The sequence below is a fragment of the Flavobacterium sp. genome (assembly GCF_035195345.1).
In the GTDB taxonomy this organism is placed as follows: domain Bacteria; phylum Bacteroidota; class Bacteroidia; order Flavobacteriales; family Flavobacteriaceae; genus Flavobacterium.
In genome coordinates, this window is the sequence record NZ_CP136574.1 from 39,221 (window position 1) to 58,465 (window position 19,245).

17 protein-coding genes are annotated in these 19,245 nt (G+C 30.6%); 7 read left to right on the forward strand and 10 right to left on the reverse strand.

Annotated elements, in window-relative coordinates; translation table 11 throughout:
- Positions 1–140 precede the first annotated feature (140 nt).
- The 3 genes from RSE15_RS00160 to RSE15_RS00170 all read left to right on the forward strand — a co-directional run bounded on the left by RSE15_RS00160 (position 141) and on the right by RSE15_RS00170 (position 4,906).
- Positions 141–2,690, forward strand: a complete 2,550-nt coding sequence (locus tag RSE15_RS00160; RefSeq protein ID WP_324068979.1) for a delta-60 repeat-containing protein — start codon at positions 141–143, stop codon at positions 2,688–2,690.
- A gap of 219 nt (positions 2,691–2,909) precedes the next feature.
- Positions 2,910–3,446, forward strand: a complete 537-nt coding sequence (locus RSE15_RS00165; RefSeq protein ID WP_324068980.1) for a T9SS type A sorting domain-containing protein — start codon at positions 2,910–2,912, stop codon at positions 3,444–3,446.
- A 53-nt stretch (positions 3,447–3,499) separates the two neighbouring features.
- Entirely contained in the window at positions 3,500–4,906 is a 1,407-nt protein-coding gene (locus tag RSE15_RS00170; RefSeq protein ID WP_324068981.1) for a T9SS type A sorting domain-containing protein, read from the forward strand.
- Positions 4,907–6,006: 1,100 nt separating this feature from the next.
- Here RSE15_RS00170 and RSE15_RS00175 read toward each other — a convergent pair.
- Positions 6,007–6,696, reverse strand: coding sequence for a response regulator (locus RSE15_RS00175; protein WP_324068982.1), 690 nt, complete (start codon positions 6,694–6,696; stop codon positions 6,007–6,009).
- A gap of 113 nt (positions 6,697–6,809) precedes the next feature.
- On the opposite strand from RSE15_RS00175, the gene RSE15_RS00180 reads away from it, so the two are divergent.
- From RSE15_RS00180 to RSE15_RS00190, 3 genes are all read left to right on the forward strand, one after another.
- A complete protein-coding gene (locus RSE15_RS00180) occupies positions 6,810–7,505 on the forward strand; it encodes a LytR/AlgR family response regulator transcription factor (RefSeq protein ID WP_324068983.1) in 696 nt (231 codons plus the stop codon).
- Between the two features lie 287 nt (positions 7,506–7,792).
- A complete protein-coding gene (locus tag RSE15_RS00185) occupies positions 7,793–7,981 on the forward strand; it encodes a hypothetical protein (RefSeq protein ID WP_324068984.1) in 189 nt (62 codons plus the stop codon).
- 57 nt (positions 7,982–8,038) lie between these two features.
- A complete protein-coding gene (locus RSE15_RS00190; RefSeq protein WP_324068985.1) occupies positions 8,039–10,036 on the forward strand; it encodes an ATP-binding protein in 1,998 nt (665 codons plus the stop codon).
- A 6-nt stretch (positions 10,037–10,042) separates the two neighbouring features.
- On the opposite strand, the gene RSE15_RS00195 is transcribed toward RSE15_RS00190, so the two are convergent.
- The 5 genes from RSE15_RS00195 to RSE15_RS00215 form a co-directional block, all read right to left on the reverse strand.
- Positions 10,043–10,657: a hypothetical protein gene (locus RSE15_RS00195; RefSeq protein WP_324068986.1), complete on the reverse strand. Its 615-nt coding sequence runs from the start codon at positions 10,655–10,657 to the stop codon at positions 10,043–10,045.
- Between the two features lie 103 nt (positions 10,658–10,760).
- Positions 10,761–11,141 (reverse strand): P-loop NTPase family protein, encoded by a 381-nt coding sequence (locus RSE15_RS00200; protein ID WP_324068987.1) that lies wholly within the window; start codon positions 11,139–11,141, stop codon positions 10,761–10,763.
- 457 nt (positions 11,142–11,598) lie between these two features.
- Positions 11,599–12,528: a transcriptional regulator gene (locus RSE15_RS00205; protein ID WP_324068988.1), complete on the reverse strand. Its 930-nt coding sequence runs from the start codon at positions 12,526–12,528 to the stop codon at positions 11,599–11,601.
- Between the two features lie 133 nt (positions 12,529–12,661).
- On the reverse strand, positions 12,662–12,949 hold the full coding sequence (locus RSE15_RS00210) for a helix-turn-helix domain-containing protein (RefSeq protein WP_324068989.1): 288 nt from the start codon (positions 12,947–12,949) through the stop codon (positions 12,662–12,664).
- 106 nt (positions 12,950–13,055) lie between these two features.
- A complete protein-coding gene (locus tag RSE15_RS00215) occupies positions 13,056–14,702 on the reverse strand; it encodes a helix-turn-helix domain-containing protein (RefSeq protein WP_324068990.1) in 1,647 nt (548 codons plus the stop codon).
- 334 nt (positions 14,703–15,036) lie between these two features.
- Here RSE15_RS00215 and RSE15_RS00220 point away from each other — a divergent pair, with 334 nt between their 5' ends.
- Positions 15,037–15,768, forward strand: a complete 732-nt coding sequence (locus tag RSE15_RS00220; RefSeq protein ID WP_324068991.1) for a hypothetical protein — start codon at positions 15,037–15,039, stop codon at positions 15,766–15,768.
- A 76-nt stretch (positions 15,769–15,844) separates the two neighbouring features.
- Here the strand turns inward: RSE15_RS00220 and RSE15_RS00225 are convergent, their stop codons facing one another.
- The 4 genes from RSE15_RS00225 to RSE15_RS00240 form a co-directional block, all read right to left on the reverse strand.
- A complete protein-coding gene (locus tag RSE15_RS00225) occupies positions 15,845–16,678 on the reverse strand; it encodes an RteC domain-containing protein (protein WP_324068992.1) in 834 nt (277 codons plus the stop codon).
- Positions 16,679–16,894: 216 nt separating this feature from the next.
- Positions 16,895–17,362: a transglycosylase domain-containing protein gene (locus RSE15_RS00230; protein ID WP_324070481.1), complete on the reverse strand. Its 468-nt coding sequence runs from the start codon at positions 17,360–17,362 to the stop codon at positions 16,895–16,897.
- A gap of 18 nt (positions 17,363–17,380) precedes the next feature.
- Positions 17,381–18,196 carry a hypothetical protein gene (locus RSE15_RS00235; protein ID WP_324068993.1) on the reverse strand — a complete coding sequence of 272 codons (816 nt, stop codon included), beginning with the start codon at positions 18,194–18,196 and terminating at the stop codon, positions 17,381–17,383.
- Between the two features lie 27 nt (positions 18,197–18,223).
- Positions 18,224–19,081 (reverse strand): phospholipase D family protein, encoded by an 858-nt coding sequence (locus RSE15_RS00240; protein ID WP_324068994.1) that lies wholly within the window; start codon positions 19,079–19,081, stop codon positions 18,224–18,226.
- Between the last annotated feature and the right edge of the window lie 164 nt (positions 19,082–19,245).

The window sequence follows — 19,245 nt, forward strand, 5'->3', positions numbered from 1 at the left end:
AACAATACATATATAATTTTTCTTTATTTGATAATATAATAATCCTCATATCGACTCTATTAAGAGATTTGAATTTAAATTTTAATAAATTATTTTTTAAGTTATTTATAAAAAAGAACATAATAATTAACCTTATTTTTATGAAGTCAAAATTATTTTATTTTTTAGTTGTATTAACAACAAATATTTATTCTCAAAATCCTGCAGATATTGATTTGATCATCGGTTCTGGTTATAAAGGATTTAGTTATGTTTCTGTTATGAAACAACAACCTGATGGTAAGATAGTTGTTGGAGGCTATATGGCGATTGGAACACAAGGACTCACAGGGGAAGCTTCAGTTGTTCGATTTAATACTGATGGTAGCATTGATACTAGTTTTGAAAGTCCTCTTCTAACGTATAGTGGAGTTCTAAATGATCTTGTTTTGCAACCTGATGGTAAAATTCTGGTTGGTGGAGATTTCAGCTTAATGAATGGAGTTAATTCAAGGCAAATTATCCGATTAAATACCGATGGGAGTAAAGATAATAGTTTTGTACCTACTATAGGAGGTAGAGTAGAATCAATAGCTCTACAGCCTGATGGTAAAATTTTAATTGCTGGAAGTTCATCTACTTTCATTAATGGTCATCTTCAGCGATATGTATTTCGTTTAAATGCTGATGGTACTACAGATCCTACTTTTGATTTAGGTAGTATTGGTTTTTCGTTTTCAGCTACTGCTGTTTATAAAGTAGTGGTTCAATCAGATGGTAAAGTTATAGTGGGTGGTTATTTTAATTTTTTTAATAGTCAACCACAAGGAAAGTTAATTCGTTTTAATAGTGATGGCACTAAAGACACTTCTTTTGATATTGGAACAGGTGCTTTAAATTCTAACGCTGTTCGTGATATTGAATTACAACCTGATGGAAAAATATTAGTTAGTGGTGGCTTTACAAGTTGGAATGGTCAACCTGCGGGTTCAATAATTCGATTAAATTATGATGGTAGCTTAGATTCTAGTTTTTTTCTAGCTATTCCAAATGCCTATGCTCCTGATATTGCTTTACAGCAAGATGGTAAAATAGTTGCAATAGGAACTTACACCGTTAATGGGGTTCTTAATAGGGCTGTTCAACTAAATTCAGATGGTAGTTTAACTAACACTTTACAAAATCTACGTGTAGGAAATGCAGCAAATTGTGTAGCTGTTCAATCAGATGATAAAATTTTGATAGGAGGTTTTTTAAATAGTATCAATGGGGTGGCTAAAAATAGCCTTGCACGTCTTAACACAGATGGTTCACTTGATATGAGCTTTAATTTGAATACGGGTTTGAATGACAAAGTAGAAGCAGTAGCAGTCCAAGTGGATGGAAAAACAATATTAGGAGGTGCCTTTACAACTTTTGAAGGTATTTCGCAAAACAGAATTATACGAATTCTTGATGATGGGAGTAAAGATTTATCATTTGCAATAGGTTCTGGATTTAACAATACAATTTACACTATTGTAATTCAACCCGATGGAAAAATTCTTGTGGGGGGGAATTTTACACAATTTAATGGAGTAAATACTAATTCTATTTTACGTTTAAACAACGATGGTACATTAGATTCATCATTTGCTGTGAGTTCGGGCTTTAATGATTATGTTAAAATCATTCTTTTGCAGCCCGATGGAAAAATTTTGATAGGTGGAAATTTCACAACGTTTAATGGTCAACCTCAAAACTATTGTGTACGTTTAAATAATGATGGTACACTAGATAATTCTTTTTCTGTAGCTACTGCTTTTAACGGTAGAATTTCATGCTTTGGGCTGCAACCCGATGGAAAAATCATTATGGGAGGGAATTTTACAACTTTTAATGGACAAACTCAAAATCATTTGATTCGTTTAAATTCTGATGGCACAAAAGACCCTTCTTTTGAAATAGGTACAGGTATTCCACCTTCGAATCATCAACACCATGTTAGAGAGATTAAAATTTTACCAAATGGTAACATTTATGTACTTGCATCTGCAGTTTGGTATAACGAAAATTCGATTAAACAACCCTTTCGATTGTTTCCTAATGGTACTTTGGATTCTAGTTTTGTGAGTAGTGTTACAATTAATGGCACAACTACAATTGATGCACTAGCTGTTCAACAAGATGGAAAGATTATTTTAGGGGGTGATTTTTATGCTTTAAATGGTATAAACCCTAATCAAAGAAGACTAGTCCGTCTTAATACTGATGGTAGTTATGATAGTGGTTTTGATGTGGGTGATGGAAATCCCGAACATTATGGAGGTTTAGATCCTGGAATTTGTTCAGAAATTGTAGTTATGGATGATGGTAAAATTTGGTTGGCAGGAAGTTTTTTTACCTACAGAAGTATTTGTTCTTTTTCTGCTATTCGTTTAGTAGGAGATACGGTTGTTCTATCTACACCCGGTTTTGATGCTAATGAAAATGAAATTATATTGTATCCCAATCCTACTAAAGATATTGTAACCTTGCAATACGATTTAACTGGTACTAATGCAACTGTAGCCATTTTTGATGTAATTGGTAGGTTAATTCAAAATGTGGCTTTGAATTCTGTTACAGGAAGTAGTGAGCTGAATGTGAGTTCTTATCCTGCTGGGGTGTATCTGGTTTTGGTTAAGCAAGGAGCTGCGGTGGTTTTTAGTAGTAAGTTGGTTGTTGAGTAACGGGTTTCGGGTTGTGGATATTTTTTTTACACCGAGCTGCACTGAGTTTCTTTTAAGTGGATTGCGTTGAGAGCGTTTCACAGAGCGTTTCACTTTATTGCTTTAGGTTACGAGTTACGGGTTGTGGACTAAACGGTGTTTAGTGGTGTGCCTAAGGTTAGGAGATTCCTAGCAGGCTCGGAATGACAAGAGAGTAAATACTTGGAAAACAGCAAAATAATGATTTATAGTGGTATGACTGTTCCTTATCAAGTGACATTGAGTGAAGAGACGAATCAAGTAGTATTACTGCCTTCATCGTTTACTTTACAGCCAGGACAAAACGTAATTCAAGTAACCGTTATTCCCCAAAGTCCTTTTAACGGAGGCGTATTGACTTGGATTTTGCAAGGAACAGTTCCTTACAAAGAAGTATATGAATTGTGTATCACTAAATTTGATGTTGATGTTGCAGGATGTGATTCTACTGGAAAAATGGCAAGTGTAGATAAGAATGAAGTTAATTCTAACCCAACTAGTTTTAGTCTTTATCCTAATCCTGCCGTTACAGCCGTAACTCTTTCTTATCCTATAGAATTAGAAGGTGCCATATTGGAAATTTATGATTTGACAGGTAGAAGTATTGCTAAAAAAGCCTTATCTTCGGCTGATAAGGAAGTCATTTTAGCGATTGACTCTTATCCTGCTGGTCTGTATATGTTAGTTGTAAAACAAGCGGCTACTATCTTATGGCAAAATAAATTAATTATTAAATAAAATAACCCTAAACAGGTACGCTTATAGCGTACCTGTTTTTAAACTAAGAAATTATGCTTAAAAAAATTACTTTATTCTTTTTATGGGTATCTGCTTCTATTTATGGTCAATGCTATAGTGGTTTTAATATTGGCGAATATCATGTTGTCTCTATTAAATCGGATGGCACATTATGGGGATGGGGTTCAAGTGATGCTGGAAGCTTAGGGAATACAAATTCCATAAATCCTTCCTCTTTTCAAATAGGAACGTCTACTGATTGGTTAAAAGTAAGTGCTGGAGCATACAATACTTTTATTATTAAAAATAATGGTACTTTGTGGGCTATGGGAGATGGAAGGTACGGACTATTAGGTAATGGTTCTACAACTACAATAAATCCTACTTTGCAACAAATCGGTAGCGCTACTAATTGGCAGAAGATATCCTCTTCAACTCAAATGACCATTGGATTGAAAACCGATGGCACTATTTGGGGCTGGGGGCAAAATGATCAGTATGAAATGGGGAATAATACGTGTTGTGCCAATCAACTTATACCCATTCAAATTGGCACAGCCAATCATTGGGTAGATATTGAAGGAACTAGTTGGGGTGCCACAGTTTTTGCTTTAAAAAATGATGGCACTATTTGGGGTTGGGGATTGAATACTGCAGGTTTATTAGCTGATAATACCGTTATGGCACGAAGTGTTCCCACTCAATTGAATGCAGATACTGATTGGGCGAGTATTCATGTTGGAGCCGCCCATATTTTAGCTTTAAAAACCGATGGCACCTTGTGGTCTTGGGGGGGGGAATATGGACAAACAGGAGATGGTTTGTCTCCTTCATTATATCGTTCGTATCCAAGACAAGTCGGTACAAGTACATGGTCAAAAGTATTTGCAGGTTGGAAAGTCTCGTTCGGAATTAAACCCGATGGTACTCTTTGGGCTTGGGGGCTTAATGATGTTGGACAACTTGGAATAGGCAACACCACTAATCAATTTACACCCGTTCAAGTGGGTGCTGATACTGGCTGGGTTGATGTGGTTTCTGGAGGGGCTGGTAATGACCAGTTTACCATTGCCACAAAATCCGATGGTACGGTTTGGGTATGGGGAGATAATCAAGGTGGGCAATATGGTAATGGTACCGTTGGAAATCCGGTTTATGTTCCTACCCTAATGACGGGGCTTTGTGCTACCTTAAGTGTCTCTGAATTTCAACAGGAAAATGTTTTTACGATGTTTCCTAATCCTGCTAAGGATGTGGTGACCTTACAATATGATTTAGCTTTAGCTAATGCTACTGTTGCCATTTATGATGTAACGGGTAGGTTAATTCAAAATGTAGCTTTAAATTCTTTTTCAGGAACTAATGAGCTGAATGTGAGTTCTTATCCTGCAGGGGTGTATTTGGTTTTGGTTAAGCAAGGAGCAGCTGTGGTTTTTAGTAGTAAGTTGGTTGTTGAGTAGAAAGTTTCAGGTTTCAGGTTTCAAGTTGTGGTTAATTTTTTACACCGAGCTGCACTGAGTTTCTTTTGAAGTGGATTGCGTTGGGAGAGTTTCACAGAGCGTTTCACTTTATTGCTTCAGGTTTCGGGTTTCGGGTTGTGGTTAATTTTTTACACCGAGCTGCACTGAGTTTCTTTTGAAGTGGTTTGCACTGAAAGAGTTGCACAGAGCGTTTCACTTTATTGCTTCAGGTTTCGGGTTGTGGTTAATTTTTTTACACCGAGCTACACTGAGTTTCTTTTGAAGTGGTTTGCGCTGAAAGAGATGCACAGAGCGTTTCACTTTATTGCTTCAGGTTACGAGTTTCGGGTTGTGGTTAATTTTTTTACACCGAGCTACACTGAGTTTCTTTTGAAGTGGTTTGCGCTGAAAGAGTTGCACAGAGCGTTTCACTTTATTGCTTCAGGTTACGAGTTTCGGGTTGTGGTTAATTTTTTTACACCGAGCTACACCGAGTTTCTTTTGAAGTGGATTGTGTTAAGAGAGTTACACAGAGCGTTTCACTTTATTACTTCAGGTTTCGGGTTACGAGTTGTGGTTAATTTTTTACACCGAGCTGCACTGAGTTTCTTTTGAAGTGGATTGCGTTAAGCGAGTTACTCAGAGCGTTTAGAGCGTTTCACTTTATTGCTTCAGGTTTCGGGTTACGAGTTGTGGTTAATTTTTTACACCGAGCTACACCGAGTTTCTTTTGAAGTGGATTGTGTTAAGAGAGTTACACAGAGCGTTTCACTTTATTGCTTCAGGTTTCGGGTTACGAGTTGTGGTTAATTTTTACACCGAGCTGCACTGATTTTCTTTTGAAGTGGATTGCGTTAAGCGAGTTAGACAGAGCGTTTCACTTTATTACTTCAGGTTTCGGGTTTCGGGTTGTGGTTAATTTTTTTACACCGAGCTACACCGAGTTTCTTTTGAAGTGGATTGTGTTAAGAGAGTTACACAGAGCGTTTCACTTTATTACTTCAGGTTACGAGTTATGAGTTTCGAGTTTCACACTAAACTGCGTTTAGTTTGGAGGTTGGGGTATCTTGACTTTGCTCGATATGACAAAGATTATAATTTTATAAAAGGCCTTTGCTTTTGGCTATTTCTATTAGTTCTTTATCATAGCCTGTTTCAAAAATCAATTGTTTTTTGATATTGGATTTTCTTTTTTCAATTGCACTTAATGATAAAGGAATTAATTTAGTTAGCTGAGTAGTTTTATATCCTTCTGCTAAGAATTGTAAAATTTTCGTGTCGTGTTCGTCCCAATTAATATTTTGTTGAATCATTATTTTGTTTGATTTTTTTATCGACTCGCTATAAAAGAAAAAATCAGCTTCAATTTTTGAACAAATTTCAGTTAATGACTTTGCATCCACATCTGATTTTGCTAAAAAACCTTCTGGATTTATGGCTTTAATAATTCTATTAACCCATAATGGATCATTGTGCATTGAAATAATTATTATTTTACAATTAGGAAATAGTTCACGAGTTATAACTGCTAAATCTTCCCCTGATTCAATATTTTTTTCTTTATATGGGGGTAAACTAATATCAAAAAGCACCATTTTTAGGTTTTCACCATTTGAATTAATTTTAGTTATGATATTGAATGCTTTTTCAGCATTAATTGCAGTTAGATAATTTATTTTTTTTTCTTTTAATGCTTTTGATATAATTCCCTTGTGCACTTCTACAGTTAATGGATGATCATCGACAATTAAGATGTTTTCTATACTTCTATTTAATTCACTATTAGGCATCTATTCTAGATTTAAACATGAATTCAAATTTAATTAAATAAAACTAAAATTTACGGTTTTACCGTAAATTTTAAGTATCAATTAGAACTAATTTTAATCAAAATTAATTTATTGTGCTTCATTCATATTTAATAATTGATTCTACAGGTTTGGTTTTAAAACAAATTGAGTCTTCACAATTTGTAGAAGATTATTTATGTTTGGGAGTTTATAGTACATATGAAACAGCATTAAATGGAATTCTTGAACATAAACCACAACTACTATTATTTCATTTTAATGACTTAATAAGTTTACAACTCTTGCTTGATTTGCATCAATATTTAAAAGAATTACCCTATGTAATTGCACTCAATGAGAATAAGACTGAAGCTTATTCTGCTTTAAAATTAGGGGTGTCAGATTATTTGTTATTTCCAATAATTCCTACAGAATTGTATAAATCTTTTTTAAAATTTTCTAAATTAAATAGTAGAAATTCTGAAACTAAACTTTGTATTAAATCAAATGGAGATTATCACTTTATTTCATTGGATGATATTGTTTATTTGAAAGCGGATAATAATACAACCGATTTTTATTTACAAAATGGTAAAAAAATATCTGGATTTAAAACTATGAAATTTTTTGAGAATCAATTGCCTTTCTACTTTTTTAGAATTCATCATAGTTATGTTGTTAATATCCATTTCGTAAGCAGAATTAATTTAGGTAAAAATGTTTGTTACTTGCTAGACAATGAATATAAAATCCCTTTTTCGAGAGGATATAAAGAGAACATAGACACAATTATAAGACGAATTCAATAGTTAATTTGTGCAGTTTACTTTTATATTCATGCTGATTACTACAATAGCATAGTCATTTACTAAACACTCTTTTTTAAACACTTTTTAGACCAAAACTCTTTCTATTTTTGGCTTGTTCAAAACAACGAACAATTGAATTCAATTCGGTTTTTTAATGTGGGAACTAATAGTTTATTCTTTTAGTCGTTAGAAAACTACTGCTAAAGTACTCCCTGCTTTTTCAGAAAATCAAAAGCAACTCTTTGAGTTGCCTAAAAAACTATTGTTTAATTTTTTAATTGATTTTTATGAAAATTTATTATTTTATTGCTGCTGTAGCAGTTTGTGCTCTTTTTGTTTCTTGTTCTAATGATGACCAAGAAAATTTATATCAAAATGAATTTGAAACTCAACCATTAGATTCGGAAGATATTATGTCTAAATATGGTGATTCAATAAACATAGGAGATCCATATCCACCAAAACCTAAAGGATAATAAAAAAAAACTATGCAATTGCATAGTTTTTTTTTATTTTTGATAAATTATAAACAATTGAAAAACACTTTATTTTTAATTTTAGTAGTTCTTTTTTTAAATTCATGTACTAATGAAAGAAGTTCATTTAGTAGTGAATCAATATATTCTAATGAATATAATAATTTTTCAAATAAAAAGAAAGCAGAGTATTTAGATTCCTTAAAAACTGAAATTGAATTTGTAAAAAATGATTCTTTAAAAATTAAATTATTTTTCGAAGTTGCCGCTGAGTACTATTATTTAAATGATTTTAAGAACTCATATATTACAAGTAAAAAAATTTACATTCTTTCACAAAAAAATAAGGATTCGATAAGTATTGGTAGAGCTTTATATTATATGGGAGATTGTTTTGAGAATTTTCAAAAAGATAGTGCCTATTACTACTATAAGGAATCTGAGAAAGTCTTTAGATTACTAAAAGATGATGAAAGAATTGCAAAAGCACTTTTTAACAAAGCTCATTTACTATTTACAACTGGCAATTATATTGAAAGTGAAGTAGAGGTTATTAAAGCTTTACAAAAAATAAAGAAAACAAAAAAGTATGAGTTATTATATTCATGTTATTATTTACAATCTTGTAATCATACAGAACTAGAAGAATTTGATGAAGCTTTACGTTATTTGAAATTGGCATATATAAATTTAGAAAAGATTAAAAATATTGACTCTAATTATTTAGAATATAAATCACTCGTTGTTGTTGGTATTTGTAATATTTATGATAAAAAGGAAGAATTTGATAAATCTATTGCCTTATTGAAAACATTATTGACAGATGATTTAAAATTAAATCACTCTATTTTATATTCGAATGTGCTTAGTAATTTGGGATATTCTTATATGAAATCAGGTAATTTTACAATAGCTAAGCAATGTTTTGATGAATCTATGGATTTATTACCTAAAAATTCTTTAGACAAAAATTATCTTTTCAGAACAATACATTTAGGTGAATATTATCTTTTGAATAAAGACACTTTAAAATCAATGGATTATTTTAGAAAGGCACTTACTTTATCTAAGTTAATCAAATCTAATAATGAATTGTTAAAAACACTTAATTTTTTATCCCTATCTGATAAAAGAAAATCTAATTTTTACAAAAATGAATATGTAAAAGTTTCTGATAGTATTATTAAGCAGCAAAGGTTAAATCGAGATAAATTTGCTAGGATTGAGTATGAAACCAGTAAAGTTGAAGATGAAAATGAAATACTTTCTACCAATAATTTACTATTAATTTTAGGTTTGGCTATAAGTACAGTTGTATTTTTAACCGTAATTATTGTTAGAAGTCAAGTAGCTAGAAAAAAAGAATTGCTATTGATAAAGCAAAAAGAACTTGCCAATGATGAGCTTTTGAGTTTGATTAAAGAGTTTCAATACGGTTTAATTCATGCCAAAGAAGAAGAGCAAAGTAGAATCTCAAAAGAATTACACGATGGTGTTGTTAATCAAATTTATGCTATTCGAATGGTTCTAGATACTTTGAATGATGCTGATGATGCTATTACAAGAGATAAAAGAATTACTTATATTAAGGAACTCCATAAAGTTGAAACAGAGATAAGAAATCTTTCACATGAGTTATATATCGATTATTCAATTTATGATTCTAATTACTTGTTTTTACTTCATTCTTTAGTTAAAAGTAATACTGATTTAAATGGGACAGTTTTTAATCTTTCTCTATCAGATATAATCGATTGGAATAATTACTCTTCAATTGTTAAGATTAATCTCTATCGAATTTTACAGGAACTCTTTTTAAATGTGAACAAATATGCTCAAGCATCTGTTTGCAATTTGGTCATAGATGAGACAACTGATTTTCTACTTGTTACAGTTGAAGATGATGGAATTGGTTTTGATAAAAATCATACAACAGATGGAATTGGGTTAAAAAACATAAATGAGCGTATTAAAACAATCGATGCTCAAATTTCTATTGAAACAGCTGTTGGTAAAGGTGTACGAGTTTCGATTAAAATAAAGAGAGATTTATAAATTAACTTACCCTTCATCGTTGATATATAATTTTAAATGATGTAATTTCAGATGATCAGTATTTATTTGATGAAGCTGATTAATTTCAATAAATTTTAAATCATTAGCGAAAGACTTTTCCCCAATCAAATGTTCTATAATAATATATACTGCCTCAGTAAGTTTAGGATTATTTTTATACACTATATAATTTTTAAGTAATACTTTTATACCCAGATCTATTGGTTTTTCAGGATTACCTAATAAAATAAAATAGCTATCACTCACCTTTATATTTATTCCATAAAATTTAAATGGTTTGTCAGTGCCGTTTTCGTATTTATCAAGGTCTGTTTCAGGTTGGAGAAATGCCGTTATTTTCCATCGCTTTATTTTTGGGGCATAAAAAACTAATAGTTCTACTTCTTTAAAAAGATAGGGATTGCCATGTGCCGTAATAATTAATTCTGCTTCATTTTTTTTGTTTTTTATGATAAGATCTAAGTTTTTGTTGTAGCGGTATAGTTCTTCTTTGAGTTTATAGAAATGAAATTTCATTTCTTCCTGCGAAACTTCGTTTAGAAATAAGAAAACGAAGTTGTTTTGTTGGAAGTAGTTCCAGAAGTTGGTTATTGTGTTCATTTTGTTTCAAGTTTCAGGTTTCAGGTTTCAGGTTTCAAGTTTCAGGTTGTTGGAACGCGGATGAAACGGATTCGCCATGGCGAAACGCAGATTAATGCGGATTTTATCTTTTATCTGGTGCTGATTTATCGAATGCGATTAGATTGACCATTTGTCTTAGTCGACTTCTGACTCTGTTTCCGTACTGTTTTTCTATTTCAGTAGCTGATAGGTTAGTGGTGATGTGGGTTTTTAGTTTTTTGAAGATGAATAGATCGTATCTGCTTAATAGAATTTCTGCCATGACGTTGCATTCGTTACCGAAGTACTTTAGGTTGTTTTCTGTTCCTAAATCGTCGAAGCAATAGGTTCTTGGTTCGGTATGATAGAGTTGGCCGATACTGTATTTGTGAATGATAGGGTAACCCTCTTGAATGAATTCGAAGCTTATGTCTCGGCAAGGTTTTACTGAGAATTTATTACCTGTTGGGGCTGTATGTTTCATTAGGTTCATTAATGAGGTTTTTCCACAGCCTATAGGGCCAGTTAATAGGATTCCTTTTTCTAAATGGATATTGAATTGATTACAGGCATGCTCGTCTTTTAAAAAATAGGCTATCAACTTATAAATTATTTTATGGTCTGTTTCTACTATTTTGAAATGATTACCGTATAGTTCAATTCCTTTAGCTTCGAGCCTATTGATTATTTCGGGGTAGTTGTAGTTTGATTTTGTTGAATTATTCATTTTGAGTTTCGGGTTTCAAGTTTCGGGTTTCAGGTTTCAGGTTTCATTTTGTTCGCTAAAGCGAGGGTTTTGGTACACGGATGACACAGATTTAACGGATTTACGCGGATTTTTTAGTTTTAACCGCAAAGACCGCAAAGGTTCAACGCAAGGTTCGCTAAGATTTTTTTGCCACGGATTAAATGGATTAGCACAGATTTCTTCAAAACGGAAGCTATAAAGGTTCTGCATAGTCTTTTTCGGTTGTGGTGTTGAGGTGTTTTGCTTTGTTTGGTTGTTCTGCATTTGAAATGAATTTAGGTGCATTGATTATCCAATTTTGTGCTGCTGCTTGCCAATTGATCATTGGTGTTTTGCCACCGACAAGCCAACCGACACTGGAGAAATAATTGTAGAATTTTTGGGCTTCTTGTTCTGGGAAGTTGTTTTCTTGGAAGTAGATTTTGACTTCTTCGATTGTTGGATTGAGTTCCCTCGACTGTGCTCGGGATGACAAATCGGAATTCTCAAATTTCTCTTTACCTCCAATTTTATGATTGATTTCAATTTGAGTCGGTGAATCCGAAACGGATTTCTTTTTTTCGCGCAACTTTTTTTCTTTCTCATTTTCGGTTTCATTTTCTAAATTGGAGTTATTTATTTCTTCAATTTTTTTTGCTTGCTCTTCCAAGTTTGAAATGTTTTTATCGTTTAAAAGGTTTGTATTGTTTATATAGTTTATAGAAGGTACTACTGCTTGTTCAGTACCTGTTTCACTACTAGTACACGACTTGTTCAAAGCTTGTTCATTAACCTGTTCAAAAAGAAGTTCATTTTTTGGTTTTCTTTCGGATTTTGGAAGCGGTTTTAAATCATCGGAAAAGTTGAATAAAATGACGTGGCTTCCTTTGAATGGGTTGTAGGAAGGTTGGTAATTGATGTAGCCTAAACTATGTAAGTTTTTTAGACATTTGTGATAGGTGGCTTTGGAACTTATTTTACTTATCCGCATTACCTCATCGCGATTGATGCTGATGGGGTTTTTAAAACGGTTGCAGTTCCAGAATTGGAATAAGGCGATGTATAAGCTTACATGTGTTGGGTTAAGGGTTCTGTCTATGGCAACTTTTTCGAAGAAGCCGGTGAGGTGTTTGATGTAGTTCATTTGGAAGTATTAAGATTGGTGTATTAAGTATTAAGACTGGTTGCTTGAACTTTGTTCAAGGATTGACCTGCTTTGCAGGAGATACCTCGGCTTCGCTCGGTATGACAAAGTTGGATGGTTTTACGGAATGAGGTTACTTAAAAAGAGTTGGTAAGGACTTTACCTTGTTTCCATTTAATAACTTATCAATATCTGTATTGTCATAATACATGATGCCACCTATTTTGGTGTAGGATAGGGTGCCGTTGATGCGGAGGTTTTGGAGGGTTCCTGGGGAGATGTTTAACAGCTTGCGGACTTCATTGGATTTGAGCCACTGCTTTGTTTGTTGGGGTTTGGATTGAATGATTTCTTTTAAATCGTTCAAAAGGAGACTTCTGAATTCGTTTAAGTCTTCGATGGTAATGATTTGTACTGCCATAACGTATGTTTTAGATTGTTATGGTGCAAAAATGTAGTTTATGATTCTGTTTGTATCACAACTGTTTCACAAGTTGTGATGAAAAATAGAAAAAATATCAAAAAAGTTATTGCAATTCGTTTAGTTTTTCGATAAAATATGTAGGTGAGATGTCGGTTCTGTTTTTGAAAGCTCTTGTAAAATTTTGTGTTGAGCCGAAGCCTACTTCATCTGCAAGGGCTTTGTTTGTATAATTTCTATACTTATTTTCCGTTTTTAGTAAATCAATAATCTGTTCAATTTTTAAATCATTGATATAATCGATTGTCTTTTTACCTCTGTGTTTTAAGATTATTTTTGAGGCATACTTTGTGTTTGTTTTTAAATAGGAAGCTATTCTACTTAGTGTCATATCCTTTTCCAAGTATTTTTTTGTTTTTTCAAATTTCTCGAGATTTTTTAAAACCATTTCCACAATTTCAGGATTAATTTCTAAATCAACATCTAATGATTTTGAACTATTACTATTGCTATTATTGCTAGAAGTCATTAATTCATCGAATTTTAGTTTGTAATATTTACTTTTTCTTCGATGCTTACTTATTATAACAACGGTACTAATTAATAAAAAAAATGAAGTTGCATATGCTACTTTATTTTTCCATTTCATTGCGTTTTCTATTTCGTTTTTGGCATTAATTAACTTTTTAGCGTCATATTCTTTAAAAATCTTTTGTGAAAGGTTTTTATAATTGTGGTTTAAAAGTTCGTCTACTTCAAGCAGTCTGTTGATATAAAGCAATTGTAATTTAGTATCTTCTTTTTGTTTGTAATATTTGATAAGTAACTCGTAGTTTTCTCTTAAATCAGGACGTATATAGTTTTTTTCTAAGAAAGTTTTATCTACTTTTAGTAAGTAGGGTAGTGCATCTTTGTACTTCTTTTGTTGCCAATAACTTTTTGCAATGTAAAATTCGGCAACTGTTTTATTATCAAAGTCGTTTTCTCTATTTAATTTAGGAATTACTTTTTTTAACCCTTCTATACACAAATTGTATTTTTTTTGATGATACAAGTTAATAGCTTGAGTATGTTCAAAATATTTTAACATTTCTTTTATATTCCATTCTTGACTAAGATTTTTTCCTAAATCGATGTAATATTTTGATTTATTAAAATTATTAATTTTTTGATAACACAATCCTAAAGCATGTAGTGTATTTAGATACGCTCTATCATTTTCTTCAATAAAGAAAACAGCTACTTCGTTAAAAATTTTAATAGCTTCGTCATAAAATCCTAAGTAATACTTAGTTTGTGCTATTGCGTATTTCGTTTTATTAGAAGTATATAAATCTTTTGTTTTTTCTAAATAATCCTCTGCTTTTAAATAATAGTTTAAGGCTTTAACCAATTCTTTATTTTCATAGAAAACTATGCCTTTATTTAAAAAAGCACTTCCGATAATATTGTTTTCATTGGTTTTTAGAGCAACTGTTATTATAGAATCCGAATAATTTTTCTTTTTACTATTAGGCTCATTTATCATTAATTGCCTGTAAGCATTAATTTGCTCTATTAAATTACCTTCTTTTTTTGCTTTTAAAAGCCATGCTTTTTTGAAGTTGATATTTATCTTGTTTTCTCCGACTTTTTCTTTTAAATATTCATAATCACTTTTACACAAATTGTTAATTATACTGTCTGAAAGAGGATTTGCTTGTAGAAAGACACAATTAGTTATTACACAAAAAAAAGCTATTATTTTTTTCATTTTACATTGTTAGTGTTGTTTAATCTTAATTAGTATAGATTAGTAAGATTTGTAGGCTTTTACTAGCAAATTTAATTCAAAAAAATTAACAATAAATAAAACAATCGATTAAAGTGCATAATAAAAATAACTTTTTTGAATTGTTTAATTCGGGAATTTAAGTTGTTTAATTCGTGAATTGCACTTATCATGGTTTGCGGAGGCTGAAATTGTAGGATAGTTTTGTCTCGAATTCAAGAGGATTTATAAGCTATACATCCAACCTAGTTCAGCTTACCCGGGCAAGATGAACTGATGAAAACAAGTAATCAGTATTATCAAAAAATTAAACATCATGAAATTATTTTATTTATGCATTCTATCTATTTTTTTATTATTTTCTTGCAGTGAAACTTCAGAAGTTGATATGTTAAATTCAACTCAATCTAATTTATTGAATACTAATAAAATTTCCAGTAACGACTCAGCTATGCCTTTTAACCCAGCTAATTCTTATGATTATGTAGGTCAATTACATTATGAGCTTTATTTAGAATTTTATGCACAGAAAAACGATTCTTTAACACTTTTAAATGTTATTACAAAAGTGGAAACATTAGCCAATCAAAATGGTAGTTTCAAAAGTCATTTTACTGCTCCTTATTCTTTTCAAGGAGTAACTGCAGTCTCAAATCTATTGGCTTGTGAGACTTTATGTATTGACACTTTCTTAGCAAATTCTTCTCTTTCGAATATTGCCAAAAATAAGATGAAAACCTTTCTTATTGATTTTAATTTTCATTTTGACAAGAACATTGAGAGTGATCCAATTTTAGACTATATAATTCTTTTTGAGGATCAAATTATAAATTCTGACGATTTATTAGCATCAGACAAAGCTATCATTTTAAGTACGACTTCAATTGCTCGATTCAGTGCTTATGAGAGTAAACGTAGACCTAAGAGGAACTCAGATCCTGATTGGGACTCTTTAATAACTAATTTATTAGGTAATATTGTTGGTTCTTCAAATGGAATTGAAAATGGATTAACATCTTCATTAGTATGTGGAATTTTGACTAATTAACAATTAAATAAGCAGTCTAAAGCGGTATATCTTTAATTAGAGTATTTTTTTAGACTGCTTTTGTCTACAGTTTATATTATTCATCTAATTGATTTATTTTATTATTTAGATTGACTTGAAGAGAATTTATGAAGTTTGTTTTATCAATTGTTTTTCGATTTCTTATTTCAAGGAAGATTCGATTATGTTGTTTTATTTCGGTATTGAAAAAATTTTCAACTGCTTTTATACATTCATTTAAACTTATATTTCCATTGTTGATGATTTTTTCGTTATGTAATGCATATACGAGTTCAACTAATGCCACTTTTGTTCCAGTCCATTTCAAAATGTTTTTATCATTTTTTTTGGTAGTATTAGCTGTTTGGTTATTTAGTTTGTTTTCAAGAAAAATAATGATTTTTTCGTTTGCTATAAGTTTAGCGATCAAGTAATCGTGTGTGGTAGAAAAGACTGGATCTGATTGGAAGTAATAACTTTCCAATGTGAGTTTTATATCGTATTTTTTTCTTAAGAAATATTTTTTATCAAGGCAGGTGTTTTTTGTTCTGTAATATTTGTAGAACTCTTTATTTTTTGTAAAAAAGTTTTTAAGTTTTTTTATTTCTTTAGAATAGTATTTTTTTATTCTTTTTTCATCACCTATGGGTTTATTTATTTCAATATTGTAAATCTCATTATAGTAAATTAATTTACTTGTAAATTGTGGTTTGATTTCTTTAAAGAAATAGATTTCATCTTGTTTATTATTTAGGTTATAATTTTTAAAAAATGCTTTTAATTTTTCTAATGAAATGACAACATACTCAATAGCCACTTCTAATTTTTTTATTGGATCATCTTCAATAGTTTGGGTTTCTTCTAATTGATTTTCTAATTCAATTAATAGTCTATTTGTGAAGTTTTTCATTTCAGTTTTAGATTTGGTTGTTTGACAAATCTAAAAGAGTAAAAGTGTTAAAAAAAATAGTGTTTATTGCAATTCCCGAATTGAATACTAATATTCCCGAATTGAGTATTTTATTATTTATGTTAAATAAAATGTTTTTACTCAACAAATATTATAATTTAAAATAAAATCTCCTACATCAAACTTAATAATTATATCATGTATCGCGGTGGAAAGCTATTTAATTTTTTTTTGTTCTTTTAAGGTTTGATAAATGCGATTGATTTTATATAGGTCTAATTCAACGGTTGACTTGTTAATTAAATAGTTAATTCTTTCTTGTTTATGAGTACCTGTAACATTTGAAAGTCTTTCAACTAAAACAAAGCTTTCTTCAGGAGTTAATATTTTTTTATTTATGTTTCCATAAAAATGTTTAATTGCTTTTGATAACCCCATTACCGCATAATCATAGCGAACAGAAACTATATATAAGTTTAAAATCTCTTGTTTTGTAAATTTTCTATTTAACCAAATTGCAATCCAAATTTCAAATATTTTTCTTATGTATTTGTTTTGATTTGAAGGTATAAATAATGTCCTGGCTAATTGCATAGTTATTGTTGAACCACCACTTTCAATGAGGTGAAATACTTTTTTTAAATATTTAATTTGACTAATTGCACCTCTAAGAAGTGCTTTAATAGAAACTCCTTTATTGGTTTAAAAACATTTATCTTCAATGTCTATAAGTATAGATTTTAAGTTTTCGAAGTTTACATTTAAACGAGACATTTCAAAAACTTCGAGTTTTGCTCTATAAATTGTGTATTCAAAATTTTCGACTAGTTTAAAACGTATAAGACTAGCAATAAATCTTCCAATGTTAAGAAAGCTTGTTTCGTGTGTATCATTTAAGTTTCGTCTAAAAACCAGTAAATAAGTTATTGTGATAATTACATTGCCTGTTAGCCAAGATATTGTAAATAGGGGCATATCATTTATTGAAATTGAATGTACATTTCTATCCTTAGTTGTTAACCACCAAATAGCATTTACTCCAATGGTTAGAACCCAAAAGGGCATGCTTTGAAACATTAGCCATCCGTTGAAATATTTTATTGTAAAAGGATTTGTAGCGCCCTCAACACGCCAATTAGGAAGCGTTAAATGTATATGACCGTAATCTAAACCCAGCATTGTTCTGAGTGTAACTAATTTTCTTCCGTTGATTGTTATTTGTTTTTGTAAGTCTACAAAATAACGCAACAACAATGCACCAAATAAAAAAATAATAGTTGAAAAGAATAATGCATTTTCTTTTATTATATTAAATGTTTGATTAGTTTCTTTTTCTTGACTAAAGAATAATGGGATTAAAACAGTTATAACAGCTAAAAGTATATTGGTTACTTGTCCATAAACTTTTGTTTGACTGTTTGCTATTTTTTGAGCTTCTTCAAATTCCAATAAGACAACATCCCGATTTTCAGGTTTGAAAGTGTAGGTCGGATAATATTGTTCAGCTTTGGTATCCATGATCTTGATTATAATACTATTAACTATTTAGAGTATTGGTTTTTTCATTGATGTTTTTCCGTTTGAACGTTTACCTGTTTTATGACAAAAATTTTCTGGATAGTTTTCTTTTTTAAAGGATGCCCAACTTCTGTATGATTTATTTGAATATGGCTTGTTTGGATTATATGCAATTTTATCACCAGTTCTTATGCAATATCCAATTGTTTGTATTTCAATCACTTCTCTATATGGTCTTAATTTAGTCATTGATCCTAAATCTAATTCAGAATCAAAATCATTCAAAGTTTTTATTTGATATTGTTTGATACTATCAAATGAAGAAAAAAAGATTGACGTAATGTCATGTAAAATGTCCGATTTCACATAATTTTTTCCTAAAATAGGGCTGAGTATTTTCTTTTCGTATACAGGTCGTTTAATAAAAATTGCTTCACTTTTTTCTGCAAGATTATAGCATGTTTGCCATGCGTCATTATCGGCATTCTTTCTATATTTACTTAAAAGATTAAGTTCAGAGTAAACACCAAATTCTATATTATTTTTAAAAGAATAATCGTATAAGTTTATAGATGTAATTACTCCTTTTTTCTCATTTCCGTAGTATTTAGCATGTAAATTAGGAACATAAACAATACTTATATTGAGAAACTTTTTAAAATAGTTAAAATCTTCATTACTTAAACTTTTGTTTTTTTCGTTTTCATTTTTACCAAATACAATTAATATATGTAATTTTGGGTTGTTGATATGATTATTAAATAATCTTTTGAAATAGTCATCAAGTTTTATAAATGGAGACACAATTATAAGGTTTTTTTTTGCCTCCCATATTATTTCATAAACTGCATTTTCAAGGTTTTCACCAGTAATAAATTTGTTCATTTTTTTATAATTTTCAGATAAAAATAAACGATTGTAAATCTTAAAATTTAAAGTGAATTTTAATTTGATTCTTTGTTCTGATCATTTGTTTTAATATTTAAACAAATCTGGAATTAATGCGTTTAATTTTTCCATGAATTTTGAAGATTCTGCATTGTTTTCGT

Excerpts from the sequence above, each read along its gene's own strand:
- RSE15_RS00185 (WP_324068984.1), top strand. The coding sequence starts at position 7,793 with ATGAAAATTTATTATTTTATTGCTGCTGTAGCAGTTTGTGCTCTTTTT.
- RSE15_RS00195 (WP_324068986.1), bottom strand. The coding sequence starts at position 10,657 with ATGAACACAATAACCAACTTCTGGAACTACTTCCAACAAAACAACTTC.
- RSE15_RS00235 (WP_324068993.1), bottom strand. The coding sequence starts at position 18,196 with ATGGATACCAAAGCTGAACAATATTATCCGACCTACACTTTCAAACCT.
- RSE15_RS00165 (WP_324068980.1), top strand. The coding sequence starts at position 2,910 with ATGATTTATAGTGGTATGACTGTTCCTTATCAAGTGACATTGAGTGAA.
- RSE15_RS00200 (WP_324068987.1), bottom strand. The coding sequence starts at position 11,141 with ATGAAACATACAGCCCCAACAGGTAATAAATTCTCAGTAAAACCTTGC.
- RSE15_RS00215 (WP_324068990.1), bottom strand. The coding sequence starts at position 14,702 with ATGAAAAAAATAATAGCTTTTTTTTGTGTAATAACTAATTGTGTCTTT.
- RSE15_RS00225 (WP_324068992.1), bottom strand. The coding sequence starts at position 16,678 with ATGAAAAACTTCACAAATAGACTATTAATTGAATTAGAAAATCAATTA.
- RSE15_RS00160 (WP_324068979.1), top strand. The coding sequence starts at position 141 with ATGAAGTCAAAATTATTTTATTTTTTAGTTGTATTAACAACAAATATT.
- RSE15_RS00210 (WP_324068989.1), bottom strand. The coding sequence starts at position 12,949 with ATGGCAGTACAAATCATTACCATCGAAGACTTAAACGAATTCAGAAGT.
- RSE15_RS00240 (WP_324068994.1), bottom strand. The coding sequence starts at position 19,081 with ATGAACAAATTTATTACTGGTGAAAACCTTGAAAATGCAGTTTATGAA.
- RSE15_RS00220 (WP_324068991.1), top strand. The coding sequence starts at position 15,037 with ATGAAATTATTTTATTTATGCATTCTATCTATTTTTTTATTATTTTCT.
- RSE15_RS00205 (WP_324068988.1), bottom strand. The coding sequence starts at position 12,528 with ATGAACTACATCAAACACCTCACCGGCTTCTTCGAAAAAGTTGCCATA.
- RSE15_RS00175 (WP_324068982.1), bottom strand. The coding sequence starts at position 6,696 with ATGCCTAATAGTGAATTAAATAGAAGTATAGAAAACATCTTAATTGTC.
- RSE15_RS00170 (WP_324068981.1), top strand. The coding sequence starts at position 3,500 with ATGCTTAAAAAAATTACTTTATTCTTTTTATGGGTATCTGCTTCTATT.